The sequence below is a fragment of the Mucilaginibacter sp. SG538B genome, assembly GCF_013376065.1.
Lineage (GTDB): Bacteria > Bacteroidota > Bacteroidia > Sphingobacteriales > Sphingobacteriaceae > Mucilaginibacter > Mucilaginibacter rubeus.
Map to the genome: position 1 here is coordinate 147,055 of NZ_JABMJI010000005.1, position 15,369 is coordinate 162,423.

Annotated in this window: 15 protein-coding genes; 9 read left to right on the top strand and 6 right to left on the bottom strand. The window is 44.2% G+C overall.

Features of this window, described 5'->3' with window-relative positions; all coding sequences use genetic code 11:
- Window positions 1–74: 74 nt before the first annotated feature.
- Both FHW88_RS24160 and FHW88_RS24165 read left to right on the top strand, forming a co-directional pair.
- Window positions 75–1,079 carry an aldo/keto reductase gene (locus tag FHW88_RS24160; protein ID WP_176628223.1) on the top strand — a complete coding sequence of 335 codons (1,005 nt, stop codon included), beginning with the start codon at window positions 75–77 and terminating at the stop codon, window positions 1,077–1,079.
- Between the two features lie 8 nt (window positions 1,080–1,087).
- Window positions 1,088–1,975: a helix-turn-helix domain-containing protein gene (locus tag FHW88_RS24165; RefSeq protein WP_176628224.1), complete on the top strand. Its 888-nt coding sequence runs from the start codon at window positions 1,088–1,090 to the stop codon at window positions 1,973–1,975.
- Between the two features lie 12 nt (window positions 1,976–1,987).
- Here the strand turns inward: FHW88_RS24165 and FHW88_RS24170 are convergent, their stop codons facing one another.
- On the bottom strand, window positions 1,988–2,953 hold the full coding sequence (locus FHW88_RS24170) for an alpha/beta hydrolase family esterase (protein WP_176628225.1): 966 nt from the start codon (window positions 2,951–2,953) through the stop codon (window positions 1,988–1,990).
- Between the two features lie 338 nt (window positions 2,954–3,291).
- The gene (locus tag FHW88_RS24175) at window positions 3,292–4,503 is read right to left on the bottom strand and encodes an epoxide hydrolase family protein (RefSeq protein WP_176628226.1); all 1,212 of its coding nucleotides are present in this window, start codon (window positions 4,501–4,503) and stop codon (window positions 3,292–3,294) included.
- Between the two features lie 267 nt (window positions 4,504–4,770).
- Here FHW88_RS24175 and FHW88_RS24180 point away from each other — a divergent pair, with 267 nt between their 5' ends.
- Together FHW88_RS24180 and FHW88_RS24185 are read left to right on the top strand one after the other, a co-directional pair.
- A complete protein-coding gene (locus FHW88_RS24180; protein ID WP_317171383.1) occupies window positions 4,771–5,520 on the top strand; it encodes a sulfite exporter TauE/SafE family protein in 750 nt (249 codons plus the stop codon).
- 479 nt (window positions 5,521–5,999) lie between these two features.
- The gene (locus FHW88_RS24185; RefSeq protein ID WP_176628227.1) at window positions 6,000–6,485 is read left to right on the top strand and encodes a DoxX family protein; all 486 of its coding nucleotides are present in this window, start codon (window positions 6,000–6,002) and stop codon (window positions 6,483–6,485) included.
- Window positions 6,486–6,741: 256 nt separating this feature from the next.
- On the opposite strand, the gene FHW88_RS24190 is transcribed toward FHW88_RS24185, so the two are convergent.
- Window positions 6,742–6,957, bottom strand: a complete 216-nt coding sequence (locus tag FHW88_RS24190; protein ID WP_176628228.1) for a hypothetical protein — start codon at window positions 6,955–6,957, stop codon at window positions 6,742–6,744.
- Window positions 6,958–6,980: 23 nt separating this feature from the next.
- Entirely contained in the window at window positions 6,981–7,628 is a 648-nt protein-coding gene (locus tag FHW88_RS24195; protein WP_176628229.1) for an NAD(P)H-binding protein, read from the bottom strand.
- Between the two features lie 6 nt (window positions 7,629–7,634).
- Here FHW88_RS24195 and FHW88_RS24200 point away from each other — a divergent pair, with 6 nt between their 5' ends.
- Both FHW88_RS24200 and FHW88_RS24205 read left to right on the top strand, forming a co-directional pair.
- Entirely contained in the window at window positions 7,635–8,087 is a 453-nt protein-coding gene (locus FHW88_RS24200) for a winged helix-turn-helix transcriptional regulator (RefSeq protein ID WP_218117290.1), read from the top strand.
- Window positions 8,088–8,292: 205 nt separating this feature from the next.
- The gene (locus FHW88_RS24205) at window positions 8,293–9,597 is read left to right on the top strand and encodes a spondin domain-containing protein (RefSeq protein WP_176628230.1); all 1,305 of its coding nucleotides are present in this window, start codon (window positions 8,293–8,295) and stop codon (window positions 9,595–9,597) included.
- Window positions 9,598–9,738: 141 nt separating this feature from the next.
- Here FHW88_RS24205 and FHW88_RS24210 read toward each other — a convergent pair whose 3' ends face one another.
- The gene (locus FHW88_RS24210; protein ID WP_176628231.1) at window positions 9,739–10,032 is read right to left on the bottom strand and encodes a putative quinol monooxygenase; all 294 of its coding nucleotides are present in this window, start codon (window positions 10,030–10,032) and stop codon (window positions 9,739–9,741) included.
- Window positions 10,033–10,214: 182 nt separating this feature from the next.
- Between FHW88_RS24210 and FHW88_RS24215 the strand changes: the two genes are divergently transcribed.
- Genes FHW88_RS24215 through FHW88_RS24225 form a run of 3 tightly spaced genes read left to right on the top strand, consistent with a single transcriptional unit; the run spans window position 10,215 to window position 11,592 of the window.
- Entirely contained in the window at window positions 10,215–10,409 is a 195-nt protein-coding gene (locus tag FHW88_RS24215; protein WP_176628232.1) for a hypothetical protein, read from the top strand.
- A gap of 60 nt (window positions 10,410–10,469) precedes the next feature.
- Window positions 10,470–11,150: a peroxiredoxin-like family protein gene (locus FHW88_RS24220; RefSeq protein ID WP_176628233.1), complete on the top strand. Its 681-nt coding sequence runs from the start codon at window positions 10,470–10,472 to the stop codon at window positions 11,148–11,150.
- Complete coding sequence (locus FHW88_RS24225; protein WP_176628234.1) at window positions 11,131–11,592, top strand: thioredoxin family protein; 462 nt, start codon at window positions 11,131–11,133, stop codon at window positions 11,590–11,592. Before FHW88_RS24220 ends, FHW88_RS24225 begins: the two co-directional genes overlap by 20 nt.
- Before the next feature lie 54 nt (window positions 11,593–11,646).
- Here the strand turns inward: FHW88_RS24225 and FHW88_RS24230 are convergent, their stop codons facing one another.
- Window positions 11,647–14,640, bottom strand: a complete 2,994-nt coding sequence (locus tag FHW88_RS24230; RefSeq protein ID WP_176628235.1) for a glycosyl hydrolase 115 family protein — start codon at window positions 14,638–14,640, stop codon at window positions 11,647–11,649.
- Window positions 14,641–15,369: the final 729 nt, after the last annotated feature.

Sequence of the window (15,369 nt, forward strand, 5' to 3'; positions counted from 1 at the left end):
ATATTCCTTGATTTGCTTACAAGCCTCAGGGGTTTGCATACATTGGCCTGTTTGAGTTTATCGAATTTTGCGTCATGGAATTGAAACAAATAGCACTGGGCAGCCAGGGATTGGTGGTGCCGGTGATCGGATTGGGCTGTATGGGTATGACCGGTTTTGAAGAAGGGCATATGTACGGCCCTGCCGATGAGCAGGAAGCCGTCGCGACGATCCATCGTTCGCTGGAGCTGGGTGGTAATTTTTTGGACACGGCCGATCTGTACGGGCCGCTAAAAAATGAGCAGTTGATTGCCAGAGCTATTAGCGGCAAACGTGATCAGTTTATCCTGGCCACGAAGTTTGGCTGGGAGATCGATGATAACAAAAAAGTAACCTGGGCCATCAATGGTAAAAAAGACTATGTAAAGAAATCGATAGAACGATCGCTCAAAAATCTTAATACCGATTACATAGATCTTTATTATATGCACCGTTTGGATAAAAGCACGCCGATAGAAGAAACGGTTGGAGCCATGGCAGAACTGGTTAAGGAAGGTAAGGTAGGTTATATCGGTCTGTCGGAAGTCTCTTCTGAGACCGTTAAGCGGGCAAACGCGGTTCATCCCCTTACTGCTGTACAAAGCGAATATTCCTTGTTTGAGCGGACGGTGGAAGAACGCGGGGTTTTGGCCACCTTAGCGGAACTGGGTATAGGCTTTGTCGCTTACTCGCCGCTGGGCCGGGGTTTTTTGTCAGGTCAGATCAAAAGTGAGGCCGACCTGCCGGATAATGATTTCCGCCGGGGCATGCCGCGTTTCCAGGGGGAACACTTCGCCAAAAACATTGAACTGGTCAAGGCCATTGAAGCGATGGCGGCAGCAAAGGACGTTACTTCCTCACAACTGGCTTTGGCCTGGATCATGGCCAAGGGGATCGTGCCGATCCCGGGAACGAAACGGAGGACATACCTGGAACAAAACTTGGCGGCGGCTACGATTGCGTTAACAGACGCTGATCTGTCACAACTGGAAAGCATAGTGCCTTTAGGTACGGATACCGGTGCACCTTATGATGAGTTTGGGATGGGATTAAATGATTAAATTTGTTTATGAATGCCATCAATTCCATATCCGAGTTTCATCGCTTGCTATCCTTACCCGGGCCCCGTCACCCGCTGGTGAGTGTGATCAACCTGGCGGAAAGTGTTTTCCTGGAGGACGAGGTATGGAAAGGTTTTGTGAACCGCTTTTATTGCGTGGCGCTCAAACGCGAAGCCAAAGGTAAGATCAGGTATGGGCAGCAGCATTATGATTACGATAAAGGCGTTTTAAGTTTTACTGCACCTAACCAGGTGCAACAACTGGACCTGCAAAATATGGAATGCGGGTCCGGTTATCTCCTGATCTTTCATCCGGACTTCCTGTTACATCATGCGCTGACGGGCAACATTCACCACTACGGATTTTTCGATTACGCGGTGAATGAGGCGCTGCACCTTTCAGCCCAGGAAGAAAATGACCTGATCGTTATTCTCCATAAGATCGATCAGGAATGCCGGCATATCGACCGGCATACACAGGAAATCATCTTAACCCAAATTGAACTACTGCTTAATTATTCCAAACGCTTTTATGAAAGACAGTTCATAACACGTAAGTACAACAATTCCGACTTGCTGGTCAAATTCGAAAAGATCGTGGACGAATATTTTATGGGAGAGGTAGCTGGTTTGCTTACCGTGCAATATCTGGCTACGCAAATGAATCTGTCGCCGAACTACCTGAGCGACCTGCTTCGGGTCCATACCGGGCGGAATACGCAGCAACATATCCATGAAAAACTGATCGCGAAGGCCAAAGAAAAACTGTCTACGACCAGTCTGTCCGTCAGCGAGATCGCTTACGCGCTGGGCTTTGAGCATGCGCAATCCTTCAGCACGCTTTTTAAAAAGAAAACGGATTTATCACCGATGGAATTCCGGCAATCTTTTAACTGACCGTTCTGTCAACTATCGTTGGTCCAATCCCCAGAATGCGATGGCTTTACGGGCGGCGCTGAAATCTCTGTTCACTTTTCCCATCAGTCTTGGGAATTTGGCTGTCGTTTGTGGAATGACATGGCCGCCCCCATAAACCGTGTATAATTCAACGACCTTTTGTTCGCCCTGTGACCAGGTCTTGCGTTCAACACTTGTCGGATCATGTGGATCTAAGTGGGGCAGGCGTTCAATCTGTATGGTCTTCGGCCCTGCATGGGTTTCGGCAATTGCTTCGGCAGTAGCTGATGCGCTGAGGACATTGCCAAGATCCTTGCCAAAGAACCTGACCCGGCCGCCGTCATATGGAATAATTGGATCTTTGGTGCCATGGATCATCATCACCCGGGGCATGGGTGCCTGAATATCGTCTGTGCGGTTATCGGGTGTCGGCAGGTTGGCACCCACGATAGCAATGCCGGCCAGCAAGCCAGGTACCGATGCCGCCAGCCGGAGCGCCATCATACCGCCATTGGAGTAGCCGAACACATAGACCTGCTGCAGGGCTATGTTGTGGGAGACCTGGAAACTTTCAATGAGCGACCGGATAAAACCGGCGTCATCGATATTTTTCTGCTTAGCGGGAAAGGGCACGTTCTTACGGATATCGTTCCAGCTGCGCTGATAACCATCCGGATAAGCCACCGCGAAACCATATTGATCCGCCAGTTGGTCAAACGCATAACCGGTCCAGGCCCGTATTTTGACCCCATTGATACCAGAGCCGTGCAAAACAATGACCAGCGGCACCTTTTGTTTTCCCAGAGCGCCGGGAGCGTATTTCCAACAGGTACGTTTTTCGGCGCCGACCGTCAATGCTTCACGGGATAGTTTTGCCGATAAGCTAGGCACTTTTGGCGTAGGTGCATAAGCCCAATACCAGAATAAAATGGATGCAGTGAGGGCTAACAAGCCGGAAATGGCTACCACAATCATCATGGCTGCTAAATTTTAATTTCGGTCAAAGATAGCTACCTTTACTTACCAAAATCCAGTAGTTTACAAAAGGTAACTACTAACCTTAAGGTAAGCAGTATGTCAAAGGAAGAAGAAATCAGGGTACGGGAACTCGGCTGCGCCGAAAAGTTACAGGCCGTTGGCGACTCCTTGTATGCGATCGGCGGCAAGTGGAAGCTCCGGGGCATCATTGCGCTTTCACAGGGACACAAGCGGTGTACTTACAGTCGCAGGTGACAGCTTTCGACGTGCAGTTTTTCCATTCTCCTGGTGCCGTTGATTTGCTCCCGCCATCATTGTCTTTTTACATACCCTTGTATTTAAAAAGTTAAATCGCGGAAAGTTGCCCTGAGATCATGAACGACTGCTTCGGTGTTTTCATAATAGCCAAAATGACCGCCTTTTTCATGAGCATTCAAATAATGGACATTGTATAGCTGATATTTTGGGCCTTTCTTGAACGCACTCACACGCTGGTCTGTCGTAACACCTGCCGGGTTTTCACCACCCAGAAAGGTAATACCGACCGGAGCCTCTATAATTGGCGTACGACCATGAGCCGGCTGCCAGGGATACTTTGCGCCGTCCGCGTAGAAACGCATCGAAGATGCTACGGTCCCGGTTATCCAATAGAGCATTGTGTTCGTAATCATATGTTCTTTGGGAAACACAGTTTCAATATTTCCATTTCCAGTTTGCGCCCAACTTCTCCAGCGTTCAAGCAACCAGGCAAGCAATCCTACAGGTGAATCCTGCAAGCCATAGGCCAGCGTTTGAGGGTCAAGCATATGTACTGCATAATGGCTCACAAAGATCTTCATCCTTTCCAGGCTCTGCTGCCTGATGTGGGCAGGTGTCGTCTCGGCAGTTTTATGGCCTGCAAATACATCCCACGGCCTTTCCTTATTGAATTGATCCAGATCCATGGTATGCATTAAATGTATGCCGTACAAACTATCTGCATATTTATGGCCAAGCTGAGAAGTAATTAACGCTCCCCAGTCGCCGCCACTTGCTGCATATTTCTGATAACCTAATGTTTCGGTCATTAACGTATGCCATAAATCTGCTGTCTTCCAGAAGTTAATGCCGGCTGGCGTCGGGGTCGAAAATCCATACCCTGGCACCGATGGTACAATCACATCGAACGCGTCTTTCTCATCACCGCCAAAAGCTTTTGGGTTAGTCAGCGGCCCGATTATCTTATGCATGTCCCAAAATGACCAGGGCCATCCGTGGGTTAGGATCAACGCTTTACAGTTTTTACCAACTCCCCGTTGATAAATAAAATGAACCGGCACGCCATTGACGGGAATACGATATTGCGGGTATGAATTGATGCGCTGTTCTGCCAGACGCCAATCATAATCATTCGCCCAGTAACTAACTAAGCTTTCAAGATACTTTCTATTTACGCCATATTTCCAGTCGGCATTATCAACATCCGTCGGCCACTTAACATGTGTTAAACGATATTTTAAATCAATAAGGTCACTTTCCGATATGTGTATCTTAAATGAGTATTCTTCCATGCGTAGAAATCTGCTTAAGTAAATGATCAATGTAATAGCTTAAATCCTTATGGATTTTAGTCGAAAGACAAGCGATACCCTTACGAACAATAATTATTTAAGCTAAAAAATGTCAATTCTAATTTATTTCAAAATTTTTGTAAGGATTAGTAAAGCTATCCGTCAAAAATACCATAAGCTTTATAAACTATTATTAGGGGTTCGTTGTCGATGCTTAATTTGTAAAAAATGAATATTTAATTTGTAATAAACTAAAGCCGGAAAATAGTGGGTTTGATCAATGCGACCGTTATAAAAATAGACATCATCATTTTTTTTGCTACGATATTCCGTTCCGCCTTTGGGTTTGGCGAATCTATCATAGCGGTACCACTGCTCGCCTTATTTATGCCGCTTGAGGTTGCCGTTCCGCTGTCGGTATTTATATCTGTTACGATCGCAGGCTTCGTAGTTGTTCAGGACCGGAAAAAAATACATTTTAAAAGTGCGGGCTGGCTGATCGTATATGCGATAATCGGCATACCCCTCGGCTTATGGTTGTTAACCCATGTGAGTGAAGCCTGGGTGAAATGTATTTTGGGGACGGTGATCATCGCATTTTCTATTTATTTGTTGACTGGCACCAGACTTAAAGCACTAAAGCAAGATGATGGTCGTTGGCTGTTTGGATGCGGGCTACTGTCTGGTATTTTAGGCGGCGCTTATGGTATAAACGGCCCTCCGCTGGTTATTTATGGTGCGAAACGTGGGTGGACCGCGCAGCATTTCCGGGCAACTCTGCAGGCCTATTTTCTTGCTGCAAGTTTGGCGGGCGTGTTGGGCTATTGGTACAGTAATTTAATCACCCGGGAGTTAATGTGCTATTTTTTGTTCGCCTTACCAGTGCTTGTACCTGCCATTCTTATCGGTCGTTACATTAACTCTAAAATGCAGGGAAGCCAGTTTTTTAGATACAGTTATATTGTTCTGTTACTGCTGGGGACTATGCTCTTGGTGAATGTGTTCGTTTCGAAATAAAAATTTATAAGGAAATGGCAAGAAGTAAAAGACGTATTTACGGGAAAAACAAGTTTATGGGCATAGCGTTGATCGCAATGTTTTTAAGCCTGAGTTTCTGCCCATTGCGGAATACGCTGTTTGCAGTGATTGCTCATTCCATAAATTCAGTACCCAAAACAAGTGGTGCGCACCTGCTAAACGCCCAGGATGATTGCAAAGCGACTGCCTTAAATGTTATAACAAACGCACAACGTTCAAATAGCTGGCATCCGCCTTTACCGTGTTGTGTCGTTTCCGTTTATTTATTCATCGCGGCAATCCTATTTTTGAAATGCCGGGATACTTCGCTCAACGCTGTTGATCGTCGCCCGCAGACAGTGCCGCTGTACACTCTTAATTGTACGTTTCTAATCTGATGATATGTTGTCATTGGTATAAACAACTGATAATGGATATGCTGTTGTCGGCAAATCTCAAACAACTTAAAATCAAATGCAATGAACAACAATATTTTTTCTATAACTGGTAAAAATTACCAGCAATTTGCGCCTTTGCTTTTGCGCCTTATTATCGGATTCGGATTCTTAGCCCATGGATGGGCAAAGCTCATGCGTGGTCCTGAAGCTTTTTCCCATTTGCTCACCCAACTGCATGTACCCGCCCCGGAGCTGATGGCATGGATATCTATGCTCACGGAGGTCTTCGGCGGCATAATGATTATGGCCGGCCTTTTTACCAGTATAATGGCATTGCCTCTTATTGGGACCATGCTGGTAGCTATGTTCACGATTCATATCCATTATGGCTTCAGTGCCGTGAAGACTATCGGCCTGACTCCTCAAGGTCCGGTATTCGGACCGCCGGGATATGAAATAAATTTAGTTTACATAGCTGGCTTACTGGCTTTAATTTTACTCGGAGCGGGACGTTATTCATTAGACGCGTTGTTAGCCAACCGATTGATTGCGAAACGAGATCAATAATTTAATAAAAAAGCCGTCTCATAAGTGAATTACGAGGCGGCTTTTTTATTTCAAGTGATTGAGATAAGCTAACTGATCAGGGTAATATTTCTTAAAGACAACTTTTTCGCTTATGTCTTTAAGATACTTCAAATTTTCGTAAGAGTAACGCGGCCGCCTCACTTTGAGACAACCTCGTTTAGTTTGAGCTGTTTTTTGTGTGTTAATTTATACCGCATAAGTAACTGATTATCAAAAAGTATGAACCTAATTTAGGTTACGCCTGATGATATACTTTTGCAAATTCTATGGCAAACTCTTCAAATTTTCTTTTGCTTAAAACTGGTTTATTCTTGTAGAACTCTTCTGTAATCCTCCCGTTTCCTAAGGCTATTCCCATTTCTGCTAAACCTTCCGCCGCATGCTTCGAAAGATGCCCGCTCTGCAGCAAGCCGCCAATAAATTGCTCATTGGTAAATTCAACCCATTTCAAATCTGGTTTGCCAATGGCATTTCCTAAAATGCGGGCAACTTCTGTTCCGGTTTTTTCGTCGCTGGCAACGAAACGAATTTTGTTACTGGAAAAGGGGCCGTAATTTCTTCAAATGCCGCGTCAGCAATATCCAGCGGGTGTGTTAATAGCAACTTTGTAGTGCCCGGATAATTAGAGCCCATCATTCCTGTATTCCTGATCAGGGGTATACTGTTATAATAATTGATGTAAAATGAGGCGGGGCGGAGATGCTTTACTACTAAACCGTCCATGTTATTAAAAATAGCCTCGTCATAGAACATGGATGAAATCGGTCCGGCACCTTCTTTCAGGTGAGCACCATTACTACTTAAATTAACAAGTTGTGATACGCCGGCAGCTGCAAGTGCATTTGCATATGTTTGGGCAATTTGCGTTATGTAGTCTGTATAATTTGATACCTGAAGGTTATCGGGTATCATGGTATACACCACATCAGCGCCTTTAAAAGTTGCTGCTAAAAATGCTTCATCCATTATCGAACCTATAGCCGCATTTGCGCCTATTTTTTGGATTGCTTCTTTTTTATTTTCATTGCTGCTTATAACCGTTACGTTATGCCCGGCTTTTACAAGCCGCCCGGTTAGTGACCGGCCGATATTTCCTAATGATCCTATAATTATGATTTTCATGATAATATGATTTTATTTGGCAGCAAATCTATATTTGCAGCTAACGTTGCACAAGAACTTACCCCAAGGTATGCCCGTATGACTAAAGTAAAAGAAACCTCGACACGTCAACATAACAAGGCCAAAAGGAAGATTACCTGTCCGCTTACCTATGCCGTGAATAAGATTGCGGGCCATTGGAAATTAATCATTATAAAAGAGTTAAGAGGCGGCCCGCTACGTTACTATGCGTTAAGGAAAAGCATGCCAAACATTAGCGAGAAGGTATTAATTCAGCAATTAAAACAATTACAGACAGATGAAATTGTGATTAGACGTGCTGTGGAGGTAATACCCCCTGAAGTGAGTTATGAACTCAGTGATTCGGGAAAAGAATTGACTGAAGTGTGGGATGTAATGGCTGCCTGGGGTCGCCGAGAAAGCAAACGGCAAAATGACAAAGAACATACAATGGGTTAATAACATTACCTAATAATCATCATAATCAAATAGCAATTAAAAACCTGGCTAGATAAATAAGCCACGTTAAAGCTGACTTATGACACGGCCTCATTCTTTTCGACATTTATTCGAAGCGTCATGATAATGTCAGCGTTCGCTTTTTTTTGAAAAAGCATTGTAAGAAATTTCCAGACCGAGCGACAAACCTGGAAAATCTTATAATATGAATCTACTTAAAAACCCCAAATCAATTTTACTGGCAGCAATTGCTCCATTAGCATTAACAGCCTGCAAAAAAGACAACAACAATGGATCAGTAACAACTCAACAAAGCACAATCACTGTCGAAAACGTGCTTCAGTCCCAACCGCTGGTAGAATCGGGCACTTTCCAGGGCACAGGGACACCGGCATTAATTCAACCAGGGCAGTCGACGACAATCACATTCTCAGCCGCAAAGGGTGAGGCCTTGTCTTTCGCCACCATGTACGGCGCCTCAAACGACCTTTTCTTTGCCCCGGACAACCCAGGTATCCAGGTTTATGATAACAACGGCAACCCGATTGAAGGTGACGTTTCAACACAGGTCAAGCTTTGGGACAACGGAACCAGAGTTAATCAAAAACCAGGTGCAGGGGTGACTCACCCCGGCGTCGCGGAAACAAAAAATATCTCTGAAGTAACCGGCACAGATGCACAGGGAAATACCTACCTCGCTGCATCTAAGCTGGTTAAAGCAACACTGAAGTACAATGGTAATTCGACCTTTGCATTGACGCTGCAAAACACCTCCGGAGGTACGGCCAACGAGACACCGCTAAGCCCGGGCGTATGGAGCGTTTCTTACATCGTTGGTGGAACGCTGCAAGCTCCAAAGCCGCTTTACACATCCGGTCAGCCGACAGCGAATGGGTTAACGAACATCGCCGAAGCCGGTGATAACACGGCGCTAAGCGCATACGTTAAATCAATTACAGGCATTTTCACCCCGCTGTCTCCAATCCTCGTAGTAGTTTATAACGGAATCGACAACCCAATATATAAAGCGGGCACAATCGATGCTGGTAAAGGGCTTACGCCATTGGCCCAGAAGGGTAATGCAGATACGCTGGCGGCTTATTTAAAAACAGTTAAAGGAGTTAAGGCAGTTTATGTTTTACCTGCGCCGAATACCAAGGTGTTACTGCCAAGTATAGCCGGTAAGCAAGGAGGCGTCGTATCACAGCAGCTTAACGTTGCCGCAGGAGACCGTTTGGCCATTGCCACCATGTACGGCTTTTCAAACGACTGGTTCTTTGCTTCTGCCGATAACGGTGTAGATGCTACTCAAAAGGGTGACATATCAGGTACCATTAAATTATTTGATGATGGGACGGCTATCAATCAATTTCCCGGTGCCGGCTTAACCCAGTTCAATCTTGCTGGAACGCCATTAAAGGAGAGTCAACCAATTGCTGCGGTTCCAAATCCAAATGCATTTACCACACTGCCGCCAGTTACCGGTATTATCAAAGTAACCCTTAAATAATCTAATTACGGGCTGCCTGTTTAGGCAGCCTTACATTGTTTTATAATAGGTGTTACTGGTTGCCAGTTGATTTTCCACCTGCTCCGGTGATTTAATACGTAAATTAGATAAAGAAGTGCGGCCAAGGCCGCACTTCTTGTTTTACTTCGCAGTTAGTATATCGGCCTTCTCAATGACAGGGCTGGCAGACAGCAATTCTGGAGCTTTAGCCATTAACGCTGCAGCAATCGGTCCGTTTAAGTGTGCGTCGCGCGCTGCTTCCGTTTCGAACGAATCAAAAATACCGAAAGTTGAAGGCCCTATTTGAAGGGCATACCAGGTAACCGTTCCGGTTTCCTGTTGAGCTAATGGCAATGCGCTTTTAAGGAAGTCACTTAATTCTCGTTCTTTTCCTGCTTTTGCTTCAAGCCCGACCAATAATGAAAATTTTACCATGGTGGATGTTTGTTATTTAATAATGTAAGTTGACAAATTAAGCCGCGTGTATGCCACTTAATGCAATGGTTAGTCGTAATTACGACAAGATCCTTACAATGAACATTTGAAATTTTTATCAGAAATATTGTAAGGTATCGCATAGTATTCCTACTAACAGGAAAAACTAAACTAAAAACAAAATGAAAGCATTAAAATTAAAAGCTCTTCCGGTAATGGCAGTTGCCGCAATCTGTTTAACATTAAGCGTGAATGCGCAGGATAAAATGGCTCCAATGAAAAAAGACACCATGAAAATGTCCAAAATGAGCCATCAGAAAATGAGCAAAAAATCGGGCAAGATGTCGAAAGTGAAAAAAGACACGACCAAAATGTAATGTCATTCGCCTGCAGAGAAAGCTCTGCTGGCAATTTTTAATCCTATTAATTCAATCTAAATGAAACCACAGGTCAACCGCAATTTTTTTTATTTAACCATCTTTACCACGGTATTGTTAGGTTTTACAGCTTTTAATGCTGCTGCCATATCATCAAATGTGCGCGATACGACAGCCATGCAGCAATACCCGAAGCAATCAACGGATATCAGTCCGCTTCTAATCGGCGAAAAAATCCCTTTGGTGAACATTCCGGCTGCCAACGGCAAGCCCTTTGATCTGAATGCACATGTTGCGGACAAGCCAACCATTTTAATTTTCTATCGTGGAGGCTGGTGCCCGTTCTGCAATAAGGAATTAGCAGGCTTACAAGGCATCCAGGCGCAGTTGGTAAAAATGGGCTATCAAATCATTGCCATAAGCACCGATAGCCCTGAAAATTTGAACAAGAGCATTGACAAACACCAGTTATCTTATACTTTGCTTTCCGACGCTGACCTTGCGGCATCCAAGCAGTTCGGCATCGCATTTAAAGCACCGGCCGCTTACGATAAGACAATCGCTGAAGGCTCGGCAGGCAAGGATGTAGATAAATTATTGCCTGTACCATCCGTTTTTATTTTAGACAAAGGCGGCATTATTCAATTTGAATACATCAATCCTGACTATAAGCGGCGCATTAGTCCAACGCTTTTGGAAGCTGTAGCCACGGCATTGAAAAATGAAAATCCTATTAGGTAACTTTATAATGATTTTTAATAAAAAACATCCAGGGCTTATTTGCGCCTTGATACTACTGCTGAGCGGACATAGTTACGCGCAGCAGCCTAATAAAAAAAGCGGCGTTAGCTTTAAAGACGGAAATCTCGATGCTGCGCTATCGGAGGCGAAACGGCAGCATAAGTCAGTTTTTGTAGATGCCTACGCGGTATGGTGTGCGCCATGCCAACAGCTTAAAAAGACGACCTTCCAGGATAAGACATTGTCTGCCTACTTTAATTCACATTTTGTGAACCTTTCTATTGATGTAGAAAAAGGAGACGGTGAAAAGTTTGCTGAACGCTACGATGTTAATAGTTACCCTACATTGTTGTTTGTCGATGAAGACGGGAAAACGATTACCAAAATTGAAGGATTTGTTGAAGCCAAATCATTGCTAAAGACCGCAACATCCCTCAAATGATGATTCAGGATTTCGCCAAATTTGCCTTATTTAGACGCATTCAAACAGGCTTAACTAAGGTTCAGATGTTACACCACTCGCCGCCTTGTGCTGAATGTCCGGCGCACCGAAATAGCTTGGATACCTATTATCTGGATTAATAACTATTCGTTCCAAAACAATCTCAGGATCTACCATGTATACCTTGAGGGTGTGCATACCCGGTTTTTTCACATTTACGTCTACGTCCAGCCAACGCAGGTTGTCAAAAATCTCATTCCGCCTGGGTTGTCTGCGTGAAACCAGCGCATAATCCGGCCCCAAAGGAGGTAGAGCCTTTAACACAAGAGAATGCGAAAGATTAGCCGGGGTGTATTCGTTAAAGGTGTCAACATAGCCTTTACGGGCATCTAATATAACAGGTTTTCCACCGTCAATAGCGACACCAATTCTTAAACCCCGGGCGGGGTTTACATCCTGCGAGGGTAATACACCCAGGCAAACCCTGGTACCACCTCTCCGGGGCAGGAATATGTTATATTCTAATCGCGGAGCTTTATCCGGTGTCGCGCTTGGAGCAGTAACAGGGTAAATTCCCATGCAGGCTTCAGTCCGGCCAAGGCCGGGCAGTAATATCCACTTTGCGCCCTTTCCTGCAATTTTGGCATTGTACTTTCCTGCCGGAATAGAGAACTCTCCCGAAAAGCCGCCATAATATGCTTGCTTGGTAACAGGACCTGCCTTTTTAAGAATATTCACAAGTATCGGGACTTTTGTATCGCCCTGAGCAATTTCAATAATCCCATTTGCAGCGCCTTCCGGTGCGGTCTTCCAGTCAATAGTTACCGAAATACGTTGCTCCTTTGCTACAACTCCTTCAAACGAACTTACTTTTATCCAGGGTTTATCAGTTTTGGCAGTATACTGAACAATACCCATCCCCCGGTTGAATATATCAATATAATAAGACTGTTTATCAAGCATATCAAATTGTGGCAACTCGGCTTTAGTTATTGCGCCAGGCCAGGCATCTGTACTGCCTTCTACAGCTACGCCCAAAGTAGGTTCTGTTAATGGCGTAACTAGGGATAAAGAAGGTAAAGTGTTTTGACGCGGCATGGACCATTGTTTGTAACCAATATGCACATCGCTCATCATATTCTGCCATTTTCCGCCAGCGATAGAATCGTTATAACGATTACTTAACCGTTGGTCAAGTTCAAATAAATCATTCGCTTGCTTGGCGTAGTCGTTAGCGCTTGTTCTTCCTTGTTTGGCAAATAAATTATTGCGCCCGGCAGCTATATAAATCCCGGCAACTCCCGCTGATGCTCTGGCGGGATAAAGAACCAATTGATAATAAGCATCTTTGGCATCAGCTGGCATCTTTTTTTCAAGCGACTCAGCTTTTGCAACCAGATCCCTCCACTGTTTGAGTACCCTGTCTGCCTCATTATAATTTACGAAGCTAAAGATTCGGGGGGCTTCCACTTCTGGTTTACGCATTAGATTGTACTTGGAATAGTTGGATACGATATCTGCAATTTCTCTGGCATGTTCTTGCCCAAAAATCCCCGTAGCCCAATCTGTTAAATAATTGAAGGTTTGATTAGCTGATAGTGTAGTAGGGTTCCAGGCATACCGCATGATAAAGTCAATCGGCATCTCCTTCGGTTTCAGATCACCTACATTCACAATCCAAATCCGGTCAATACCGGTTTGATATGCCAAATTAAGTTGTTCACGTAACTTGGGAATAGTAGTCGTGTTGATCCAACGATCATTCCAAGGACCGCCATTCATATCAATGTGATAATACATACCAAGGCCTCCTTTGCGCTTGAGTTCCTTTGCTGGCCCTGTGCGACGTATGTAGCCCCAATTGTTATCACAAAATAGAAGGGTAACATCGTCAGGGACATTCAATCCAGCATCATAATAACGCTGTACCTCGGTGAAAATGGCCCATAGTTGTGGTACTTCAGACGGATCTTTATGGTATACATTTTTGATGATAGTACGCTGATCTGCAATCACCTTTTTTAGCGTATTTATATTTTCGGCATCATCTCCTTTGCCCATAGCTACATCGCCGTCCCCGCGCATTCCGATGGTAATTAAGTTGTCATAGGCTTTATTACGTTCCAATCCGTCTGTCCAGAATTTCTTCAAATTGTCTGCATTGGCGACATAATCCCAGGGACCTACTTCTTTTTTTCGATTAGTATACTCTTTTTGGGCGCGCATCATGGGCTCATGATGTGATGTCCCCATTACAATGCCATATTCATTGGCAAGAACGGGGCTCATTGGGTCATCCTCATTAAAGGCATTACCCCACATGGCGGGCCAAAGGTAATTTGCCTTTAAACGTAATAGCAGTTCAAATATATGGACATAAGCTTTAGAGTTGATTCCTCCAAACTTAGCATGTGCCCAGCCAGAAAATGAGGGGCTTTCATCATTAATAAATATGCCGCGATATTTTACCTTTGGCGAATTCTGAACGTATGTACCGCTTTTAACGTACAAATTCTTGCTTTTTTTTACAGGTGCATCTGTCCACCAGTACCACGGAGAAACCCCTATCTTTTCAGAGATGTCATAAATGCCGTAAATTGTGCCTCGCTTATCGCTTCCTGCAACAACAAGATCATCTCCCACCGTTTGTATGATAAAGGATTCCCATTTCCCTTTGATCTTGCTTACATCAATTTTTTTCTCAGCAATAAGCTGATCTATGATATGGCTTTTACCAATGGTGCCTACAAGGATGGCATTCTTGCTAATAGTATTACTTTCCAGAACCTGGGCCGCGTTTCCAGTTACTTTTCTTACGTCATCGCCCAAATCACCCGCTGCGCGAATCACACCTTTCCAGTCCTCCGGATCTACATAAATGGTTGCCGCTTTTCCTCCGTCTGCAATGGTAAATTGCTTTGTGTTTGATTTAACAGTAATATATTGTGGTAGCGTCCACAAAAGGTCAGAACGCGTTGTCTGACTAAAAGCCGGGTTAAAAAAAGTTATAATTGCAAAAACGCTGAACTTGATCTTTTTCCTAAACATATCCTAACTGTTAACCTATTAATCCGCAAGTCAAAAAATATTTTATCTATTTAAGATGCCTCCATGATTTTATTTCATCGGTGCACAATTCAGACAAACTTTATTCAAACCCGGACGGTGAAAATAACGGATCAAAACTATTTAACCCGGGTCAGAGCCACTATCACGAATTGATATATTGATAGGACAAATGTAATTTACACTGTCTTGCTCTCTGGTTAATAAAATTGACATCACAGTATGATGGCCCTGTGTATTTAGCAATCTGCACTATCGAAATCTCTATTTATCCGGTAGCGAACTCATGACAGGTTTTTTAAACAAAATACAATTTCACTTATACTGTTAATAATTTCGACGATAATCAGCGTGACGTTGAGGCTATTGAATCCAAACATCGATCTGGAATGTTTCGTTCTTACTTAAATATGACCAACGACGTAACGCTATGCCACATTTGTGCTATACAAATAAACAAACGTCATACTGATCGACTTTAATTGGTCGTAACTTAGAACGTTGAAAAATCAGATACGCCTGTTTCGATCGGATGCACTTGGCTGCCTTCAACCATCTGAATTATTATATGGGACTATCAGACCATAACGGGAATAATGTCAGAAGTATCATCAATCTTGCGCAACGGCATCGCCCGCCCGATCCGCAGGACGGCGGCTTCGGGTAAGGGACGGCCACTGCTAATCCGGCTAATCACAGCGTTCGTAAAAT